We start from the raw sequence: 18,141 nt of genomic DNA on the forward strand, positions 1-18,141 counted from the left end.
GGCCCGGTGTCTACGGCCCGAGATCGCCCGGGGGCCCACCCCGGCGTGACCGTCGAGTGTGGTCCGGGTGAACTCGCCCGGTGAGCTCCGCACCTACGCCGCCGGCGCGACCTCCTCGGTCACGTCGCCGGCCATCACCGCCGCGTAGTGCCCGAGCAGCTCCTCGCAGATCGAGGGCCAGGTGCGGCCGAGCACGCGGCGGCGGCCGGCGGCGCCGAGGGCGGCGCGCGCGTCGGGGTCGTCGCGCCACGCCGCGATCCGCCCGACGATCTCGGCGCCGGCGGTGGGCGAGGTGGGGTCGTAGAGCCAGCCGGTGCGCCCCGGGTCGACGAGGTCGGCGACACCGCCGGCGTCCGGCGCGAGCACCGGCAGCCCCGAGGCCTGCGCCTCCTGGACGGCCTGGCAGAACGTCTCGTGCGGGCCGGTGTGCACGAAGGCGTCGAACGAGGCGTAGGCGCGGGCGAGCTCGGTGCCGCCGCGGAACCCCAGGAAGTGCGCGGACGGGAGCAGCTCGCCGAGGCGCTGCCGCGAGGGCCCGTCGCCGACGACGACCACCCGCACGCCCGGCAGCCCCTCGAGCGCGGCGAGGCGCTCGACCTGCTTCTCCGGCGCGAGCCGCCCGACGTACCCGACGAGGACCTCGCCGGCGGGAGCGAGCTCGGCGCGCAGCTCGTCGTCGCGGCGCCCGGGGTGGAAGCGCGCGGTGTCGACCCCGCGGCCCCACCGGTGCACCCGCGGGACGCCGTGGGCGCGCAGCGCGTCGACCGCCCACCGCGACGGCGCGAGCGTGCGGGAGGCCCCGCTGTGCAGCCGCCGGATCCAGCGCCACGCCGCGCGCGCGGTCAGCCCGATGCCGTAGGACGAGGCGAACCCGGCCACGTCGGTCTGGTAGACGGCGACCGCGGGCACGTCCATCCGCCGCGCCACCGTCAGCGCCCGCGCGCCCAGGACGAACGGGGACGCGAGGTGCACGACGTCGGGCCGGTACTCCTCCAGCGCGGCGCGGACCGCGGGCGTCGGCACCCCGATCGGCAGCGAGTCGACGACCGGCAGGTCCACCGACGGGACCCGCACCACCGGCACGCGCGGGGCGCCGGGCACCTCGTCCGGCCCGGCACCGGGCGCGATGACCATGGCGGAGTGGCCACGGCGCTGCAGGTGGGCGACGACCTGGAGCACGGAGTTGGTGACGCCGTTGACGGCGGGCAGGAACGACTCGGTCACGACGGCGACGCGCACCACCGCACCGTGGCCGCCCCGGGACCACGAGGGCCGACGACGACGTGTCGCCCGCCCTAACACCGACCCAACACTGCGCCCGACACGGCGCCCGACACGGCGGCCGCCCCCGGCGCGGGCCCCAATGGTGCGGTTCCTCCCGGACCGGATTCCGATCACGCAGGGTCAGAACGAAACCGGACGATCTCCGATCGCTCGGCGTGTCGCGCCGCCGTGCTGCGGCGTGTCGACCACGGTCGGTCGATTCGCCTGGCGACGCTGCGCGGGTCGGGCGACCCTGTCGTGTTGACAGGTCGGTGGCGCTGTCGGCTACTGGACACCGACGTCACCGATCGGCGGCGTCCCCGCGTGTCCGTGGGCGGCGCGCCGTGCGGACGGCGAGCCCGGTGACGAGGAGGAGGACCGTGGTCGACGCCCCCTCGCATCCGTGGTCGTCGGGCCTGCCCGGCCCCGCCGACTTCGACCGCCCGAGCTCGGCGCGCGTCTACGACTTCCTCCTCGGCGGCACCTCCCACGGCGCCGTCGACCGCGTGCTCGGCCGGGATCTCCTGCGCGCCGAGCCGCTCGTCGAGTCGATCGCGCGGGAGAACCGCTCGTTCCTGCGCCGCGCGGTCACGTTCCTCGCGCACGCCGGTATCGACCAGTTCCTCGACCTCGGGTCGGGCATCCCGACGATGGGCAACACCCACGAGGTCGCCCGGCGGGTCCGGCCGGACGCGCGCGTCGCCTACGTCGACATCGACCCGGTCGCCGTGGCCCACGGCGAGCTGCTGCTCGGACCGGGCACCCCGGGGGTCACCGCGACGCACGCGGACCTGCGCCACCCCGAGGCCGTGCTCGCCGCGCCCGCGGTCACCGAGGTGCTCGACCTCGACCGGCCCGTCGCCGTGCTCATGTTCTCCGTGCTCCAGCACGTGCACGACGCCGACGACCCGGCCGGCGTGGTCGGGGGCTACCTCGCGCGCGTCGTGCCCGGCAGCGCGCTGGCCGTGTCGCACTTCTCTGGCGACGACCCGCGCATCGACAGCGAGGCGATCCGCCGCCTCACCCACGCCTACGCGGGCGGGACGGCGACGCCCCGCTCGGGCGCCGACCTCGCCGGGATCCTCGGCGACGTCGAGCTCGTCGAGCCCGGGCTGGTCTACGCCGCGCAGTGGCGCCCGGAGGCCGGGCGGCACCAGGGCCCCCTCGACGTCGCGTGCTGCGGGCACCGCGCGGCCGTCGGGTTCGTCCGGGCCTGACCGCCCTCCCGGGCCCTCGGCACGCGGACCGCTCACCTCGACGCCCGACGGCCTGGTCGCACCGAACGGAGCAGCGCCCGACGTCCGTCACTACTCCGTTCGCCGCCCGACGCCCTCGAACGACCACTCACCGCGACACCGGCGCGTTCGACCGTCACGGCTCGTCACCGAAGGTCTCGGTTCGGTTACGGTCCCTGACCACGCCGTCCCGCTCCCCAGCACGACCGGGCGGCGGACGGGCCGCCCGGCGGGGTCCCACCCCGCCCCCGCGCCCGCCCACCTGGACGACATCCGAGACGAACCCCCGAACGAATCGGAGCCCCCATGTCTGGTCGCCACGCCATGCCCGCCGCCCCCTCCCGCCCCCTGCTGCGCGCCGGTGTCGTCGCCGCGGCCGCGGTCACCGGCCCGCTCGCCATCAGCGGCACCGCGATGGCGGCGCCGTCGGTCTCCCCCGACTCCAACGCCACCTGGGACCGCCTCGCCATGTGCGAGAGCACCCAGAACTGGGATGCCGACACCGGCAACGGCTTCAAGGGCGGCCTGCAGTTCACCGAGTCGACGTGGGAGGAGTTCGGCGGCGAGCGCTACGCCTCCACCCCCGTCGACGCCAGCCGCGAGGAGCAGATCCGCGTGGCCAAGAAGGTCCAGGACGAGCAGGGCTGGAACGCCTGGCCCACCTGCTCGGAGAAGCTCGGCCTGCAGTAGTCGCCCGCGTCCGAGCGATGCGGCATCACTGGCGTTCAGAGCCAGGATCGCCGCATCCTCACGCGGGCTCCCTGCCACCATGTCCGTCATGCCCGACGCCGACGTCATCGTGGTGGGGGCGGGGCTCGCGGGCCTCGTCGCGACGGCCGAGCTCGCCGACGCGGGCCGGCGGGTGATCGTGCTCGACCAGGAGCCCGAGGCCTCGCTCGGCGGGCAGGCGTGGTGGTCGTTCGGCGGGCTCTTCCTCGTCGACAGCCCCGAGCAGCGCCGCCTGCGCGTCCGCGACTCGTTCGACCTCGCCTGGTCCGACTGGACCTCCAGCGCCGGCTTCGACCGCCCCGACGAGGACCGGTGGGGCCGCGAGTGGGCCCACGCCTACGTCGCGTGGGCCGCCGGCGAGAAGCGCGCGTGGCTGCACGCCATGGGCGTGCGCTTCTTCCCCGTCGTCGGCTGGGCCGAGCGCGGCGGCGCGTCGGCCACCGGGCACGGCAACTCGGTGCCCCGCTTCCACATCGTCTGGGGCACCGGTCCCGGCATCCTCGAGCCGTTCCTGCGCCGGGTCCACGCCGCCGTCGCCGACGGGCGCGTGACGATCCGCTGCCGCCACCGCGTCGACGCCCTGACCAGCACCGGCGGCGCGATCACCGGCGTGTCCGGCGCCGTGCTGGCGCCCTCCGAAGTCGCGCGCGGCGAGTCCAGCTCGCGCACCGTCGTCGGCGACTTCGCGCTGAGCGCCGACGCCGTCGTCGTCACCTCGGGCGGCATCGGCGGTGACCACGACGCCGTGCGCGCCGCGTGGCCCGCGCGCCTCGGCGCGCCGCCGCGGCACATGATCTCCGGGGTGCCCGCGCACGTCGACGGCCGGATGATCGGGATCAGCGAGGACGCCGGCGGGCGCGTCGTCAACCGCGACCGGATGTGGCACTACACCGAGGGGATCGTCAACCACTCGCCGGTCTGGCCGCTGCACGGCATCCGCATCCTCCCGGGGCCGTCGTCGCTGTGGTTCGACGCCGAGGGCCACCGCCTGCCCGCGCCGCTGTGGCCCGGGTTCGACACGCTCGCCACCCTCGAGCACATCCGGCGCACGGGCCACGACCACACCTGGTTCGTGCTCACCCAGCGGATCCTCGAGAAGGAGTTCGCCCTCTCGGGCTCGGAGCAGAACCCCGACTTCACCGGCCGCGACGTCCGGCTGACCCTGCAGCGCGTGCGACCCGGGCCCACGGAGCCGGTCGCGGCGTTCCAGCGCTCCGGCGAGGACTTCGTGCAGGCCGACTCGCTCGGCGCGCTGGTGGACCGCATGAACGCGCTGACCCCGACCCCGCTGCTGGACCCGGCCCGGATCGAGCGGGAGGTCCTCGCCCGCGACGCCGAACTCGCCAACCCCTACGGCAAGGACGGCCAGCTCGCGGCGATCCGGGGTGCGCGGGCCTACCTCGGCGACCGCCTGGTGCGCGTCGCGCCGCCCCACCGCATCCTCGACCCGGCCGCCGGGCCGCTGGTGGCGGTCAAACTGCACATCCTCACGCGCAAGACGCTCGGCGGTCTCTGGACCGACCTCGACGGCCGGGTCCTCCGGGCCGACGGCACCCCGCTGCCCGGCCTGTACGCGGCGGGCGAGGCCGCAGGCTTCGGGGGCGGCGGGGTGCACGGTTACCGCTCGCTGGAGGGCACGTTCCTGGGTGGCTGCCTGTTCTCGGGACGGCAGGTGGGACGCGCGCTGGCCTGACGGTCAGGCGGGCACGCCCGAGTCGGTGCCGATCCAGATGCGCACGATCGACCCGTTCGACATCGCCGTCCCGGGCTCGGGGTCCTGGCGGGCGATGTGGGCGCGCCCGGCCGCCGTGTGCCAGGCGTTCTCGGCGACGGCGAGCAGGCCGGCGTCGAGGGCACGGTCGTGAGCCTCGGCGGCCGGGACGCCGACCAGTTCGGGCACGAGCGCCTCCGCGCCGTGCCCGGCGGCGGAGGGAGTGGCGGAAGGGGTGGCGGAAGGGGTGGTGGAGACGTCGTCGGACATACGGTCCTCCTCGAGAGCGGTCGGCGCTGACGCACCGATCCGGTACACATCCATGGATACCCGTCAGGCCGCGGGGGTGTCGCGTCCGGCGCGTTCGCGACGAGCGTCACGTCGACGGCGGGCCAGCAGTGTGCGGCGCTCGTCCTCGCTCTCGCCGCCCCACACGCCGTAGGGCTCCTCCACCGTCCGCGCCCACTCGCGGCAGGGCGCCACGACCGGGCAACCCGCGCAGACCTCCTTGGCGCGGTCCACCCGGCGCTGCCGCCCGGGGTCCCGCTCGCCCTCCGGGTGGAAGAACACCGCGAGGTCCATGTCGCGACAGGCCGCACGGCGCTGCCAGTCCCAGTGCTCCACGATCGCGGCCGGCAGGCGTGACACGTCCGCCACGGCGACCACCTCCTACAGCTCGTCGTACGGGCGCATACCCCGGGGTGTCGCTGTCACACCCGAACCCGTCCGGGAGATCGCCGGTGACGGGACCCGCTCAGCCCGGGGTCACCCCGTGCCGGTACGCCCACACCACGGTCTGCACCCGGTCCCGCGTCCCGATCTTCGTCATCGCCCGCCCGAGGTGCGACTTCACCGTGCTGACCTCCACCACGAGCTCCGCGGCGATCTCGGCGTTCGACAGCCCGCCGGCGAGCAGCCGCACGATCTCCGCCTCCCGCGCGGTCAGCGCGGCCGCGGCGTCGGGGCTCGGCGGCGTCGCGGGCCGCCGCCGGGCGAACTCAGCGATGACGCGCCGGGTCACCGCGTGGTCGACGAGCCCCTCCCCGGCCGCGACCCGCCGCACGGCGTCGACGAGGTCGTCGGGCTCGGTGTCCTTGAGGACGAAGCCGCTCGCGCCGGCCTCGAGCGCCCCGAACACGTACTCGTCGAGGTCGAACGTGGTGACGACGAGGACCGCGGGACGGGGCCCGTCGCCCGCGACGATCTCGCGCGTCGCGGCCAGCCCGTCCCCGCCGGGCATCCGCACGTCCATGCAGACGACGTCCGGCGCGAGCCGGCGGGCCAGGCGCACGGCCTCGGGTCCGTTCGCGGCCTCGCCGACGACCTCGACGTCGCCCGCGGCCTCGAGGAACATCCGGAACCCCGCCCGCACGACGCCCTGGTCGTCGGCCAGCACCACGCGGATCACGCGGGCCTCCACGGCACCTCGAGGCGCACCCGCCAGCCACCCCCGGGGAGCGGCCCGGCGTCCAGCGAGGCGCCGATCAGCTCCGCCCGTTCCCGCATCCCGATCAGGCCGAGCCCGCCCTGCCGCGGCTCGGGCGCGGCCGTCGGCGCCTCGTTGCGCACCTCGAGCACGGTCGCCCCGTCCTGGTGCTCCACGCCCACCGTCACCGCCGCGCCCGGCGCGTGGTCGCGCGCGTTCGACAGGGCCTCCTGCGCCACGCGGTAGACGCTGACGTCGGCGACGGGCGGGAGCTCGCGCGGCGTCCCGACCACGCGCAGCGCGGCCCCCGACCCCGCCACCAGCTCCTCCAGCGCCGCGAGCCCCGGGACGGGCGCGCCCGCGTCCTCCAGACCGTCCCCGCGCTCCCCGTCCCCGCGCTCGCGCAGCGCGCCGACCACCTGCCGCAGGTCCCGCAACGTCGCCCGCCCCCGGGCCCGGACCTCGGCGGCGGTACGCCGGGCCGCGTCCGGGTCGCGGTCGATCAGCCGCTCCACCACCGAGGCCTGCACGACCATCGCCGCGAGGTGGTGCGCCGCGATGTCGTGCAGCTCGCGGGCCAGGCGTGCGCGCTCGGCACCGACCGCGGCGTCGGCGCGGGCCCGCTGCGCCGCGACGGCCTCGGCGGCGCGCAGCCGCGCCATCTCCGCGTAGCGGCGCCGCATTGCGACCCACGCGCCGAGCATGGCCGCCGCGAGGTAGGTGAGCACGGAGGAGACGAGCTGCGTCAGGACCGTCGCGACGGTGGCCGCCGCCGGCGCGAACCCGACCACGGCGGCGGTCTCGACCAGCCCGGCGACCGCCGCGAGGCCCAGCGCGCGGCGCGCCGGTGTCCACGCCCCGCCGGCGTACGCGGCGATCACCGGCGCCGGCCCGCGCAGGAAGCCCGCGGGCGGCAGGACCGCGGCCATCGCGACCTGCAGGGCGATCGTCACCGCGAGACACGGTGCCGGGTGGGTGCGCCGCACGACCAGCACGCCGGCCTGGACGACGAGCAGCACCAGCACCACGGGCACCGTGAGCGGGCCGGCCCCGAGAGCGGGCGCGAGCGCCGGGTCCGCGAGCACCACCAGCACCATCGCGACCGACACGACCGCGACCAGGGCGGCGAGCGCGGCGTCCCGGCGTCGGGGCGTGGTGAGCCCGACCCGGTCGAGGGCGGCGTCGGCCCGCGCGGCGCCACCGGGCGCCGGGGGGTCGAGGGAGGTCATGGCGTCACCGGCCTTCGTCGTCGCCGCGCGTCGGGATCGTAGGGCGCCACTCAGTAGCCGAGATCCGGGCCGAACAGCCCGTAGGTGGCCGCGACGCCCGCGACGGCGAGCAGGGCCAGCACGACCAGCAGCCGCCCGGCCGTCCCGGGGACGCCGATCCGCCGACGGACGCCGAGCACCACCGCGGCCACCGCGGGCAGCAGGGCGAGCGCACCCACGGCCTGCAGCCCGGCCAGCACGGCGAGCGCGGGTGTCGGCACGGTGGCCAGACCCGAGATCGCGAGGACCGCGCCCACCCAGCCACCGAGCGCGACCACCGCGGCCGCGGCCCCGAGCCGGGTCGCCAGCAGGGCCGTGCGCTCACCGCGCGGCACCGCGACGCGGCGACCGTAGCGCCGTCGCAGCCATGTCCCTGCCGGCCAGGCCACCAGGGCGACCACGAGGACGGTCACCGCCGCGGCGAGCACCGGCAGGACGAGCGTCGCGCGACGCTGGGGCGGGGCCGGGAGCAGCGTGAACGCGCCCTCCACCCCGAGCGCCGCGACGCGGCCCTCCTCGAGGCGCATCGCGACGACCCGCTGCCCGCCGACCTCCTGCCACACCCACGGCCGGACCTCGCGATAGGCCGCCGGCCGCGCGCTCAGCGGTGCGGGCGCGAAGAGCAGGGTGCCGTCCGGGCGCGCGGTCGCCGTGACCTGCCCGGCGAGGTTCATCGCCGACAGGAACGTCGAGAACGGGGCCCGCGCGGACTCGTAGGTGCCCTGGGCCAGGGCCGCCCGCTCCGTCGAGCCGGGCACGGTGGCGACGGGCGGGGTGCCCGGGAAGTAGCGGTCGGCGAAGCCGTGGAGCACCGTCTCGCGCAGCTCCAGGCTGTCGGTGGCTCCGCGACCCGAGCCGTTCATCGTCACGAAGATCCCGGCCCGCTCGTCGGGGTAGAGCTGCAGGTGCGAGTGGAAGAACTGGGTGTCGCCCCCGTGGCCGAGGATGCGCCGTCCGTTGCGGCTCTCGTCGAACAGGCCGAGCCCCATCCGCGGTCCCTGCGCGAGCGCGCCGAGCGTGCCGGTGTCCAGGCCCGGGCTCCGCATCAGGTCCCGGGTCGCCGGCGCGAGCAGCGCGGGCGGGCCCAGCTCCGTGATCATGAACCGCGCCATGTCCCCGCCGGACGACGTCAACGACCCGGCGGGCGAGGGCCGGACCGTCTCGAACGGGGCCGCGGGGTCGTCGACGGTCGGGTACGCCCCCGACAGCCGCGCGCGCAGCGGGGCCGGCAGCGGCTGCGCGAAGGTCGACGAGCTCATCCCCGCGGGGTCGAGGACGGACCGTCGGACGTACTCGGCGAAGGGCACACCGCTCACGCGCTCGACGACGTAGCCGGCGAGCCCGTAGCCGTAGTTGGAGTAGGCGGGCGTGGTGCCGGGCGCGAACACCTGCTCGGGCGGGTCGGTCGCGAGGTGCTCCCGCAGGTCCTCGGTGCCCTCGCCGAGGGTGATCAGGCCCCGGATCCGCTCCTCGAACCCGGCGGTGTGGGTCAGCAGGTGACGCATGGTCACGGGCGGCGCGAAGCGCAGCGGCAGGGGGAAGTCGAGGTAGCGCCGGACGTCGGCGTCGAGATCGATGCGGCCCTGCTCGACGAGCTGGAGCACCGCGGTCGCGGTGAACACCTTGGCCACGGACCCGACGCGGAACAGCGTCCGCGCGGGGTCGACGGGTGCGCCGGTGGCGGTGTCCGCCACGCCGTACCCGCGGCTGCTGAGCACCTGCCCGTCCCGGACGACGGTCACCGCGGCACCCGCGATGCCGGTCCGGTCGAGCCCGGCGGGCACGACGCCGTCGAGCCAGGCGTCGATGTCCGCGCGGGTGAGGGCGGCGGTGGGCGGCGGTGCGATCGACGGGGTCGGGGTGGGAGCGGCGACGCCCGCGCACCCGGCGAGCAGCGCCGTCAGCGCCAGGACCAGGGCGATCACCACGCCCGGTCGGCGGGGTCTCGTGTCGATCACGGCGGTGGCCTCCTCGCGCGGTGGACCGGTCGCCGGGGACGTTGCCGTCCCGGCGGGGTCGACCACATCGCGCGCAGGTCGCCTCCGCGCCTCCGACCTCCGTCGGAGGCGGCGTCCCGCTGCGGGCGGACCTCAGACCCGCGCGCGCCGCCGTCGCAGCAGGACCATGACGGCCACGATGGCGAGCAGCAGGACGGCGGCCCCGAGCACGCGCCACGTGGTGCCGGCGCCGGTGTCGGCGACCGTGATCGTGGTCTCGAGCCGCTGCCCGCCGCAGGTCGCGGACACCGTCACCGGGCCGGGCGCGGCGTCGGCCGCCACCGTCACCGTCGACGAGACCGACCAGGGCTGGTGGCCCTCGGGGTCGCGCTCCCAGGCGGTGCCGGTGACGCCGGGGCCGGTGGCCGGGGTCGTCGCGGGCTCCTCGCAGCCCATCTGCGCGGGCAGGGACGTGCCCGGCACGAGCGGGGCACCGTCGCCGATGACGAGACCGGGATCGGCCAGCGCGGTCCCCGCGCCCAGCGCGAGCAGGGCCACCACCAGCGACGTCAGGAGCAGGCGCACGCGCTCACGGTGCCACTGCCGGGCCGTCCGCGGGGCCGGCGTGAGGGCACACGTTCAGGGCCGATCGGCCCGGGGCAGCCAGCGGCCATGGAGCAACGCAACCTCGGCGGCCAGGGCCTGCGCGTCTCCGCGCTCGGCCTCGGCTGCATGGGCATGACCTTCGCCTACGGCGGTCAGGACGACACCGAGTCGCGCGCGACGATCGAGCGCGCGATCGAGCTCGGCGTCACCTTCCTCGACACCGCCGACATGTACGGCCCGCACACCAACGAGGAGCTGCTCGGCTCGGTACTGCGGGGCCGGCGCGACGAGGTCGTCCTCGCGACCAAGTTCGGTAACGAGATCGGCCCCGACGGTCAGGGCACCGGCCGGGTCAACGGCCGACCCGACTACCTGCGCGGCCAGATCGACGGGTCGCTGCAGCGCCTCGGCACCGACCACGTCGACCTGTACTACCAGCACCGCGTCGACCCCGAGGTCCCGGTCGAGGAGACCTGGGGCGCGCTGGGCGAGCTCGTCGCGGCCGGCAAGGTCCGCTACCTCGGCATCTCCGAGGCCGCGCCCGACACCATCCGCCGCGCCCACGCGACGGCGCCGATGAGCGCCGTGCAGACCGAGTACTCGCTGTTCACCCGCGACGTCGAGGACAACGGCGTCCTCGCGACGTGCCGCGAGCTCGGCATCGGCTTCGTGCCCTACAGCCCGATCGGCCGCGGCTTCCTGTCCGGCTCCATCCGGCGCACCGAGGACCTCCCCGAGGGCGACTGGCGCCGCAACTCCCCGCGGTTCCAGGGCGAGGCGCTGCAGGCCAACCTGCGGGTGCTCGACGAGGTCCACGCCCTCGCCGAGCGCAAGGGCGTCACGCCGACCCAGCTCGCGCTCGCGTGGGTGCTGGCCCAGGGTGACGACGTCGTGCCGATCCCCGGCACCAAGCGCCGCACCCACCTCGAGGAGAACGCCGGCGCGACCGGCGTGACCCTCACCGCCGAGGAGCTCGCGGCCATCGAGCAGGTCGCCCCGGTCGGCGTCGCGACCGGCGAGCGCTACCCCGCCGCGGCGATGCAGACCCTCCACCACTGACCGACCCCTGTGAGCGGGATTCCCGGCCGGGAGTTCCGCTCACGAGGGCCGGCCGGCCTGCTCCCGCGCGCTCAGCGCGATGCCGGTGCGCAGGGCCGAGGCGGCGTCGAGGACGGCGTCGCGGGCCGACGGGACGAGGCCCGCGAACCCGGCGTAGCCGTGCACCAGGCCCGGGAAGCGACGGGCCACCACCGGCACGCCGGCCGCCCGCAGGGCCGCGGCGAGCTCCTCGCCCTCGTCGCGCAGCGGGTCGAAGCCGGCGGTGGACAGGTAGCAGGGCGGCATGATCGCGAGGTCGTCGGCGTCGAGCAGCCCGGTGGGCCGGATGGGCTCGAGGCCCTCGGGCAGGTAGTAGCGCTCGAAGGTCTCGATGTCGACGGTCCGCAGCCCGAACCCCTCGGCGAACAGCTCCCGCGACCCGCCGCCGCGCCCGGCGTCGGCGACCGGGTAGAGCGCGAGGACGAACGCCGCGGTCTCGCGGGCGTGGCGGGCGAGCTGGTGGGCGGCGGTGAGGGCGAGGTTGGCGCCGGCCGAGTCGCCGCCGACCGCGACCGTCGTGGCCCGGAAGTCGTCGCGGTGGGCGAGGACGTGGTCGAGCGCGGTCGTCGCGTCGGCGAGGCCCGCCGGGAACGGGTGCTCGGGCGCCAGCCGGTACTCCACCGAGAGCACCCGCACCCCGGCCTGGTGCGCGAGCAACCGGCACACGGGCGCGCTCGAGGCGAGGCTGCCGAGCGCGAAGCCGCCGCCGTGGAAGTGCACGAGCAGCGGCGCGGGGCCGTCGCCGACCTCGGCCGGCTCGTAGAGCGCCGCGGGCAGCTCGCCGGCCGTGTCCCGCGCGGGCGAGGCGGGGACCGGCACGGTCAGCGTGCGGCTGCGCACCCCGGGGGTCCGGGCGACCGCGAACGCCGCCGCCCGGTCGGTCGCCGCGCGCTGCTCGGCCAGCGGCGGCTCCTCGCCGCCCGCGACCAGCCCGAGCAGCCGGATGACCAGCTGCACGTCGAGATCGAGGACCTGGCCGTCGCGCAGCACCAGGGGTCCGGCGAGCAGACGACGGGCCGGGCGGGGGAGGCCGATAAGGGCGCGCAGGATGCGCCGGAGGACACCGAACGTCACCCGTCGAGCCTAGGCCGGGCATGACCGCGGGGCCGGTGGCGCGCCCCCCGTGGGGGATCTCCCGACCCTCTCGGCGTGGGCCCCACGCCGGCACGGGGCCGGGGACTCAGACGGCCGGGTGGCGCAGGCGGACGGGGCCGCGGGCGGCGGCGGGGTCAACGACCTCGCCGCGCTGGGTCATCTCGATCCGCCCGTCCGCGACCAGCCGGCCCGCGACGCGGCGGGTGACGGGCATGAGGTCGCGCCAGTCGTCCGGGTCGACGCGCCGCGCGGCCTCGGACGGGCAGATCGTCGTCCCCGGGGGCCGCGCGTCGAGCAGCTCGACGATGGCGTCGGCGAGCGCGTGGTCCGTGTCATCCACGGCTTCCGGGTACCCGCCCGTCACGCGGGGTATCGGGACGGCGTGAGCCCGGAACCCGTGGTCCGTGAGGTGACGATCGACGCCCCCGTGGGGAAGGTCCTCGAGGCGGTCCGGGACCTGGAGAACACCGACCGCTGGGCCAGCGAGGCCAAGGCCGCGTCGATCCAGGCGCGCGACGACCAGGGCCGCCCGACGCGCATCGTCGTCACCCTCGGCGCGCTGCGCTTCACCACCGACGCGACCTACGACGTGACCTACGGCGACGGCTCGGTCACCCTGACCTGCGTCGACGCCCGCCTCATCCGCGAGAGCACCATCGCCTACACCGCCCACGACGAGGGCGGTGTCGGCGAGGGGCGCACGCGGCTCGTCATGTCCTCGACGATGGAGGTCAGCGTCCGCGTCCCGCGCTGGGGGCTGGACCGGGCGATGGGCTCCAGCGCCGAGAAGAACCTCGCGTCGATCAAGAAGGACGCGGAGGGCTAGACCACCTTCTCCGCGGCCAGGGCCGCGAGCTGCTCGTCCGACAGGCCCAGCTCGCGGTAGACCTCGGTGTTGTGGTGCCCCGGCACCGGCGGGCCGGCCCAGCGCACCGCGCCCGGGGTGTCGGAGAAGACCGGCACGACGCCGGGACCCAGGACGTCCTCGCCGAACCGTTCGTCGAAGTGGGGCGCGAGCATCCCGCGGGCGCGCAGCTGCGGGTCGGCGACGACCTCGGCCGCGGTGTTGATCGGCCCGCAGATGACCCCGGCCTCGTCGAGCACGCGGCGCACCTCGTCGGCGGGCAGCGAGCCCACCCAGTCGCCGACGATGCCGTCGAGCTCGTCCTGGCGCTCGCCGCGGGCGCGGTGGTCGGCGAAGCGCGGGTCGTCGGCGAGCTCCGGGCGCCCCATCGCCCCGCACAGCCGCCGGAACACCGTGTCCTGGTTGGCGGCGACGACCAGCCACAGCTCGTCGGCGGTGAGGTAGACGTTCGACGGGGCGATGCCCTCGAGGCGCGTGCCGCCGGGCTGGCGGATGCGGCCGAGCTTGTCGTACTCCGGGATGATCGACTCGAGCACGGACAGGCACGCCTCGGTCAACGCGACGTCGACGACCTGCCCCTGCCCGGTGCGCTCGCGGTGGTGCAGCGCGGCGAGCACGCCCTGCACCGCGACCATCCCGGCCAGCGAGTCGCCCAGCGAGATCGCCTGCCGCGGCGGCGCCTGTCCCGGGTAGCCGTTGATGTAGCGCAGGCCCGACAGCGCCTCGGCCACCGACGCGTAGCCCGCCTTGTCCGCGTACGGGCCCGTCTGCCCGTAGCCCGACACCCGCGCGAGCACCAGCCCCGGGTTCACCGCGGACAGCCGGTCCCAGCCGAGGTTCCAGCGCTCGAGCGTGCCCGGCCGGAAGTTCTCGACGATCACGTCGGCACCCTCGACGAGCTGCAGGAACAGCTCCTGGCCGCGCTCCGAGCGCAGGTCGAGGGTGATGCAGCGCTTGTTGCGGGCGTGGACGGTCCACCACAGCCGGTGGCCCCGGTAGGACTCCTGGCCCCAGTCGCGCATCGGGTCGTGCCCGCCCGGCGGCTCGATCTTGACGACGTCCGCGCCGTAGTCGGCGAGCAGCCGCCCGGCGAACGGGCCGGCGACGATCGTGCCGAGCTCCAGCACCCGGACGTCGGCGAGCGGACCGGTCACTCCGAGGCCGCCGGGCTCGTCCGCGCGTAGCCCCCGCGGTGGAACACCAGCGGCGGGTCGCCCGGCGCGCCGAGGTCGTGCACGGCGCCGACGACGATGAGGTGGTCGCCGCCGTCGTGCACCGCGTGCAGCGTGCAGTCGATCCACGCGGTGGCGCCGCCCAGGATCGGCGAGCCCAGCCCGGAGACGCTCCAGTCGACGCCGGCGAACTTGTCGCCGCCGGAGACCGCGAACCGCGTCGAGAGCTCCTCCTGCTCCGCGGAGAGGACGTTGACCACGAAGCGACCCGTCGCCTCGATCTTCGGCCAGCTCGACGACGAGCGGCCGGGCAGCACGAGCACGAGCGGCGGGTCGAGCGAGAGCGAGGAGAACGACTGGCACGTGAAGCCCGCCGGGCCGTCGGGGGTGGTGCCGGTGACGACGGTGACGCCGCTGGGGAAGTGCCCCAGCACCTGGCGCATCGTCGAGGGGTCGGTGCCCTCGCTCATTCGCTTGCCTCCCGGGAGCTGTGCCTCGAGAGCACCGTATTGCCCCCGTACGCCCGTCGCAGGCATGAGGCCACGCACGTCACCGGTGCTCGACACGCGGCGTCGCCGGCACCGCGCGAGTCCCGGTCGACCCGGTCGATCCAGACGCTCGGAGTCTCGATCGATCTGCATCTCGCTCTTTTTCGTCCGGGATGGCTCGTGTCACGCTCCTCGCGACACGGTCACCGACGAGCGGAGGGCAGCCGTGACCCGCGTCCTCGTCGTCGGCGCCGGCATCGGCGGGCTGACGCTCGGCATCACCCTGCAGCGCGCGGGCATCCCGGTCGAGATCCACGAACGGGCCGAGGAGCTGCGCGAGGTCGGCGCGGCCGTCGCCATCTCCGCGAACGGCACCCGCGTGCTCGCCCGCCTCGGGCTGGGCGGCGAGCTCGAGGCGGCCGGCACCCAGCCCACCGAGCTGGTCTTCCGTGACGGGCACAGCGGCGAGCGGATCGCCGCCCAACCCGGCGGCGCCGCCTACCGCGAGCGCTTCGGCGCGCCCTACCTCGGCATCCACCGCGTCGACCTGCAGCAGGCGCTGGCCCGGGCCTTCGGCTCCGAGCACCTGCACCTCGGCTCGACGGTCACGGCCGTGGGCTCCGACGACCGCGGCGCGACGGTCACGTTCGCCGACGGGTCGACGTCGCACGCGGACATCGTCGTCGGCGCCGACGGCGTGCACTCGCTGGTGCGCGACCACGTCGCCGGGACCGACGTCCGTCCGGTGTACACGGGGACGAGCGGGTTCCGCGGCCTCGTGCCCCGCGACGCGCTGGCGGCGCTGCCCGACCCGCTCGCCATCCAGTTCTGGGCGGGGCCCGACGCGCACCTGCTGCACTACCCGCTCGGCGGCCCCCGCGCCGGCGACGACACCGTCAACTTCCTGGCCGTGCTCTGCGGACCCGCCACCTGGGACGGCGGGAACCGGCCCGCGGCGCCCGGCGAGCTGCTCGCGGCCTTCGCCGGCTGGCACCCGGCCGTGCTCGAGATGCTGGGCGCGGTCGAGCAGAGCCCGCGCTGGCCGCTGCTCGCCCTGCCGCCGCTCGCGACCTGGACCCGCGGGCGGGTCGCGCTGCTCGGCGACGCCTGCCACGCGATGCTGCCCCACCACGGCCAGGGTGCCGGCACCTCGATCGAGGACGCCGCCCACCTCGGCGCCCTGCTCGCGACGTCCGGGCCCGACGAGGCGCTCGTCGCGTACCCCCGGCACCGGCGCGCCCGCACCCGCGCGATCGCCCGCAGCGCCTGGGAGACCGGGACCCTGCTCCACCTCGGCGACGAGCACCCCCGCCGGCCCGAGCGCGACAAGCGGTTCGCCGGCTACCTGCCCGACAACGCCTGGGTCCACGCGCACGACGTCGCGGACCCCCACCACCTGAGGAGAACGCCCGCATGACCACCACCGACCAATCCGTCTCCGACGCCGTCACCGCCGGCTCGCACGCCACCGAGTCCGCCCGCTCCGGGCTCTCCAACCTCCGCGGCCCGGGCTCGGGCGAGGTCGACCAGCAGCGGGTCGCGACCGTCGTCGGCGCCGCGCTCGAGGGCATCCGCGCCGCGATCCGCAAGCACGAGGTCACCTACGAGGAGTTCGACGCGTTCAAGCGCTGGCTGATCGCGGTCTCCGACACCGGCGAGTGGCCGCTGTTCCTCGACGTCTACCTCGAGCACGAGGTCGAGAAGGTCGCCGCGAAGCGCCAGCAGGGCTCGGTCGGCACGATCCTCGGCCCGTTCTGGCTCGACGGCCAGGTCCAGCTCGACAGCCCGGCCACGCTGCCGATGCGCGACGACGAGCCGGGCACGCCGATGATCCTGACCGGCCAGGTCACCGCGACCGACGGCACGCCGCTCGCCGGCGCCACCGTGGACATCTGGCACACCGACGACGAGGGCTGGTACTCCGGCTTCGCGTCCACGCCGCCGGCCGGCAACCTGCGCGGCGTCGTGCGCTGCGACGACCAGGGCCGCTACGAGATCCACACCCGCAAGCCCGCGCCGTACACGATCCCGCTCGACGGCCCGACCGGGCAGATGACCCAGGCCGCCGGCTGGAGCCCGTGGCGCCCCGCCCACATCCACCTGCTCGTCGCCGCGCCCGGGCACCGCACGCTGACCAGCCAGCTGTTCTTCACCGGCGACCCCTACCTCGGCCACGACGTCGCGTCCGCGGACAAGCCCGAGCTCACCCTCGATCCCCGACCCACCGGCAACGGGGACGAGATCCGCGCCGACCGCGACTTCGTGCTGGAGCCGGGGTCGGACGACTAGTGGAGACGCGCCAGCTGCGCTACTTCGTCGCGGTCGCCGAGACGCGGCACTTCGGGCGGGCGGCCGAGCGGCTGCGCATCGCCCAGTCGCCACTGTCCCAGGCGATCCGGCAGCTGGAGTCGCAGCTCGGCGCCGCGCTCTTCGAGCGCACCACCCGACGGGTCGACCTCACGCCCGCGGGCGAGGCGCTGCTGCCCGAGGCGGTGCGCATCCTCGCGTCGGTCGACGCGGCCCGCGACCAGGTGGGCCGCGTCGCCGCCGGGGCGCTCGGGCGGCTGCGGATCGGCGCGACGGGGCTGGCGACCCACCGGCACCTCCCGGCGCTGGTCCGCCGGCTCGCGGCCGAGCTGCCCGGGCTCGCGCTCACGTTCACCAGCGAGATGCTCACCCCCGCGCTCGAGGGCGCGCTCGCCGACCACCGCATCGACCTCGCGGTCCTGCGCCCGCCGGTGCGCGACACCGCGCTCGCCCACCACGTCCTCGCCCGCGAGCAGCTCGTGCTCGCGGTCCCGGCGGGGCACCGGCTCGCGAGTGGTGGCAGCGAAGGACGCCCTGGCTGCGTGCACGTCCCGCCGCCGGCGCACCTCGCGGACCTCGCTGACGAGGACTTCGTCGTCTACGCGCCCGCGGGCTCGGTGGTGGGCGAGGCGGCGGCGCGGGCGTGCCGGGCGGCCGGGTTCACGCCGCGCGCCACGCACGAGGCCGACCAGACGTCGATCGTCCTCGCCCTCGTCGCCGCGGGCGTCGGGGTGGCGCTGCTGCCGTCGTCGGTGCTGGCGGTCGCGGTCGAGGGCGTGCGCTACGTCGAGCTCGCGGAGCCCGGTCCCCCGGGCCACGACCCCGTCACCACCGACGTCGCCCTCGCCTGGCGCCGCGACGACCCCCAGCCGGCCCTGGCCCGGGCGCTCGCCGTCCTGTGCCGACCCGACCACCCGGAGACGACCCCAGCATGAGGATCC

The 18,141-nt window shown here is 76.1% G+C and carries 19 protein-coding genes; 8 read left to right on the forward strand and 11 right to left on the reverse strand.

Features of this window, described 5'->3' with window-relative positions:
• Positions 1 to 93: 93 nt before the first annotated feature.
• Complete coding sequence (locus ACYX4T_RS16300; protein WP_476010341.1) at positions 94 to 1,239, reverse strand: glycosyltransferase family 4 protein; 1,146 nt, start codon at positions 1,237 to 1,239, stop codon at positions 94 to 96.
• Between the two features lie 404 nt (positions 1,240 to 1,643).
• On the opposite strand from ACYX4T_RS16300, the gene ACYX4T_RS16305 reads away from it, so the two are divergent.
• The 3 genes from ACYX4T_RS16305 (at position 1,644) to ACYX4T_RS16315 (ending at position 4,920) form a co-directional block, all read left to right on the forward strand.
• Complete coding sequence (locus ACYX4T_RS16305; RefSeq protein ID WP_476010342.1) at positions 1,644 to 2,480, forward strand: SAM-dependent methyltransferase; 837 nt, start codon at positions 1,644 to 1,646, stop codon at positions 2,478 to 2,480.
• 324 nt (positions 2,481 to 2,804) lie between these two features.
• On the forward strand, positions 2,805 to 3,188 hold the full coding sequence (locus ACYX4T_RS16310; RefSeq protein ID WP_476010343.1) for a transglycosylase family protein: 384 nt from the start codon (positions 2,805 to 2,807) through the stop codon (positions 3,186 to 3,188).
• A gap of 88 nt (positions 3,189 to 3,276) precedes the next feature.
• Positions 3,277 to 4,920 carry an FAD-binding dehydrogenase gene (locus ACYX4T_RS16315; RefSeq protein ID WP_476010344.1) on the forward strand — a complete coding sequence of 548 codons (1,644 nt, stop codon included), beginning with the start codon at positions 3,277 to 3,279 and terminating at the stop codon, positions 4,918 to 4,920.
• 3 nt (positions 4,921 to 4,923) lie between these two features.
• Here the strand turns inward: ACYX4T_RS16315 and ACYX4T_RS16320 are convergent, their stop codons facing one another.
• From ACYX4T_RS16320 to ACYX4T_RS16345, 6 genes are all read right to left on the reverse strand, one after another.
• Positions 4,924 to 5,208 carry a PASTA domain-containing protein gene (locus tag ACYX4T_RS16320; RefSeq protein WP_476010345.1) on the reverse strand — a complete coding sequence of 95 codons (285 nt, stop codon included), beginning with the start codon at positions 5,206 to 5,208 and terminating at the stop codon, positions 4,924 to 4,926.
• Between the two features lie 63 nt (positions 5,209 to 5,271).
• A complete protein-coding gene (locus ACYX4T_RS16325) occupies positions 5,272 to 5,595 on the reverse strand; it encodes a WhiB family transcriptional regulator (protein WP_476010346.1) in 324 nt (107 codons plus the stop codon).
• Positions 5,596 to 5,692: 97 nt separating this feature from the next.
• Complete coding sequence (locus ACYX4T_RS16330; protein ID WP_476010347.1) at positions 5,693 to 6,346, reverse strand: response regulator transcription factor; 654 nt, start codon at positions 6,344 to 6,346, stop codon at positions 5,693 to 5,695.
• Positions 6,343 to 7,593, reverse strand: coding sequence for a sensor histidine kinase (locus tag ACYX4T_RS16335; RefSeq protein ID WP_476010348.1), 1,251 nt, complete (start codon positions 7,591 to 7,593; stop codon positions 6,343 to 6,345). The genes ACYX4T_RS16330 and ACYX4T_RS16335 overlap by 4 nt, the downstream gene beginning before the upstream one ends.
• 50 nt (positions 7,594 to 7,643) lie before the next feature.
• Complete coding sequence (locus ACYX4T_RS16340; RefSeq protein WP_476010349.1) at positions 7,644 to 9,590, reverse strand: serine hydrolase domain-containing protein; 1,947 nt, start codon at positions 9,588 to 9,590, stop codon at positions 7,644 to 7,646.
• 132 nt (positions 9,591 to 9,722) lie between these two features.
• The gene (locus tag ACYX4T_RS16345) at positions 9,723 to 10,154 is read right to left on the reverse strand and encodes a hypothetical protein (RefSeq protein WP_476010350.1); all 432 of its coding nucleotides are present in this window, start codon (positions 10,152 to 10,154) and stop codon (positions 9,723 to 9,725) included.
• Positions 10,155 to 10,241: 87 nt separating this feature from the next.
• On the opposite strand from ACYX4T_RS16345, the gene ACYX4T_RS16350 reads away from it, so the two are divergent.
• The gene (locus tag ACYX4T_RS16350; RefSeq protein ID WP_476010351.1) at positions 10,242 to 11,234 is read left to right on the forward strand and encodes an aldo/keto reductase; all 993 of its coding nucleotides are present in this window, start codon (positions 10,242 to 10,244) and stop codon (positions 11,232 to 11,234) included.
• 39 nt (positions 11,235 to 11,273) lie between these two features.
• Here ACYX4T_RS16350 and ACYX4T_RS16355 read toward each other — a convergent pair whose 3' ends face one another.
• Positions 11,274 to 12,347 (reverse strand): alpha/beta hydrolase, encoded by a 1,074-nt coding sequence (locus ACYX4T_RS16355; RefSeq protein WP_476010352.1) that lies wholly within the window; start codon positions 12,345 to 12,347, stop codon positions 11,274 to 11,276.
• A gap of 106 nt (positions 12,348 to 12,453) precedes the next feature.
• Positions 12,454 to 12,708 (reverse strand): DUF3253 domain-containing protein, encoded by a 255-nt coding sequence (locus ACYX4T_RS16360; RefSeq protein ID WP_476010353.1) that lies wholly within the window; start codon positions 12,706 to 12,708, stop codon positions 12,454 to 12,456.
• A gap of 42 nt (positions 12,709 to 12,750) precedes the next feature.
• On the opposite strand from ACYX4T_RS16360, the gene ACYX4T_RS16365 reads away from it, so the two are divergent.
• Positions 12,751 to 13,194, forward strand: a complete 444-nt coding sequence (locus ACYX4T_RS16365; protein WP_476010354.1) for an SRPBCC family protein — start codon at positions 12,751 to 12,753, stop codon at positions 13,192 to 13,194.
• On the opposite strand, the gene ACYX4T_RS16370 is transcribed toward ACYX4T_RS16365, so the two are convergent.
• Both ACYX4T_RS16370 and ACYX4T_RS16375 read right to left on the reverse strand, forming a co-directional pair.
• Entirely contained in the window at positions 13,191 to 14,387 is a 1,197-nt protein-coding gene (locus ACYX4T_RS16370; protein ID WP_476010355.1) for a CaiB/BaiF CoA transferase family protein, read from the reverse strand. The two genes, ACYX4T_RS16365 and ACYX4T_RS16370, sit on opposite strands and share 4 nt — an antisense overlap.
• Positions 14,384 to 14,875, reverse strand: coding sequence for a flavin reductase family protein (locus ACYX4T_RS16375; protein WP_476010356.1), 492 nt, complete (start codon positions 14,873 to 14,875; stop codon positions 14,384 to 14,386). The genes ACYX4T_RS16370 and ACYX4T_RS16375 overlap by 4 nt, the downstream gene beginning before the upstream one ends.
• Before the next feature lie 244 nt (positions 14,876 to 15,119).
• On the opposite strand from ACYX4T_RS16375, the gene ACYX4T_RS16380 reads away from it, so the two are divergent.
• From ACYX4T_RS16380 to ACYX4T_RS16390, 3 genes are read left to right on the forward strand one after another with little or no spacing between them, the layout of a single operon-like run.
• Positions 15,120 to 16,310 carry an FAD-dependent monooxygenase gene (locus ACYX4T_RS16380; RefSeq protein ID WP_476010357.1) on the forward strand — a complete coding sequence of 397 codons (1,191 nt, stop codon included), beginning with the start codon at positions 15,120 to 15,122 and terminating at the stop codon, positions 16,308 to 16,310.
• Positions 16,307 to 17,182 carry a dioxygenase family protein gene (locus ACYX4T_RS16385; protein WP_476010358.1) on the forward strand — a complete coding sequence of 292 codons (876 nt, stop codon included), beginning with the start codon at positions 16,307 to 16,309 and terminating at the stop codon, positions 17,180 to 17,182. The genes ACYX4T_RS16380 and ACYX4T_RS16385 overlap by 4 nt, the downstream gene beginning before the upstream one ends.
• Entirely contained in the window at positions 17,182 to 18,135 is a 954-nt protein-coding gene (locus tag ACYX4T_RS16390; RefSeq protein WP_476010359.1) for a LysR family transcriptional regulator, read from the forward strand. The genes ACYX4T_RS16385 and ACYX4T_RS16390 overlap by 1 nt, the downstream gene beginning before the upstream one ends.
• The last annotated feature ends 6 nt before the right edge of the window (positions 18,136 to 18,141 follow it).

It is taken from the genome of Actinomycetospora sp. ABD4_176 (assembly GCF_056311855.1).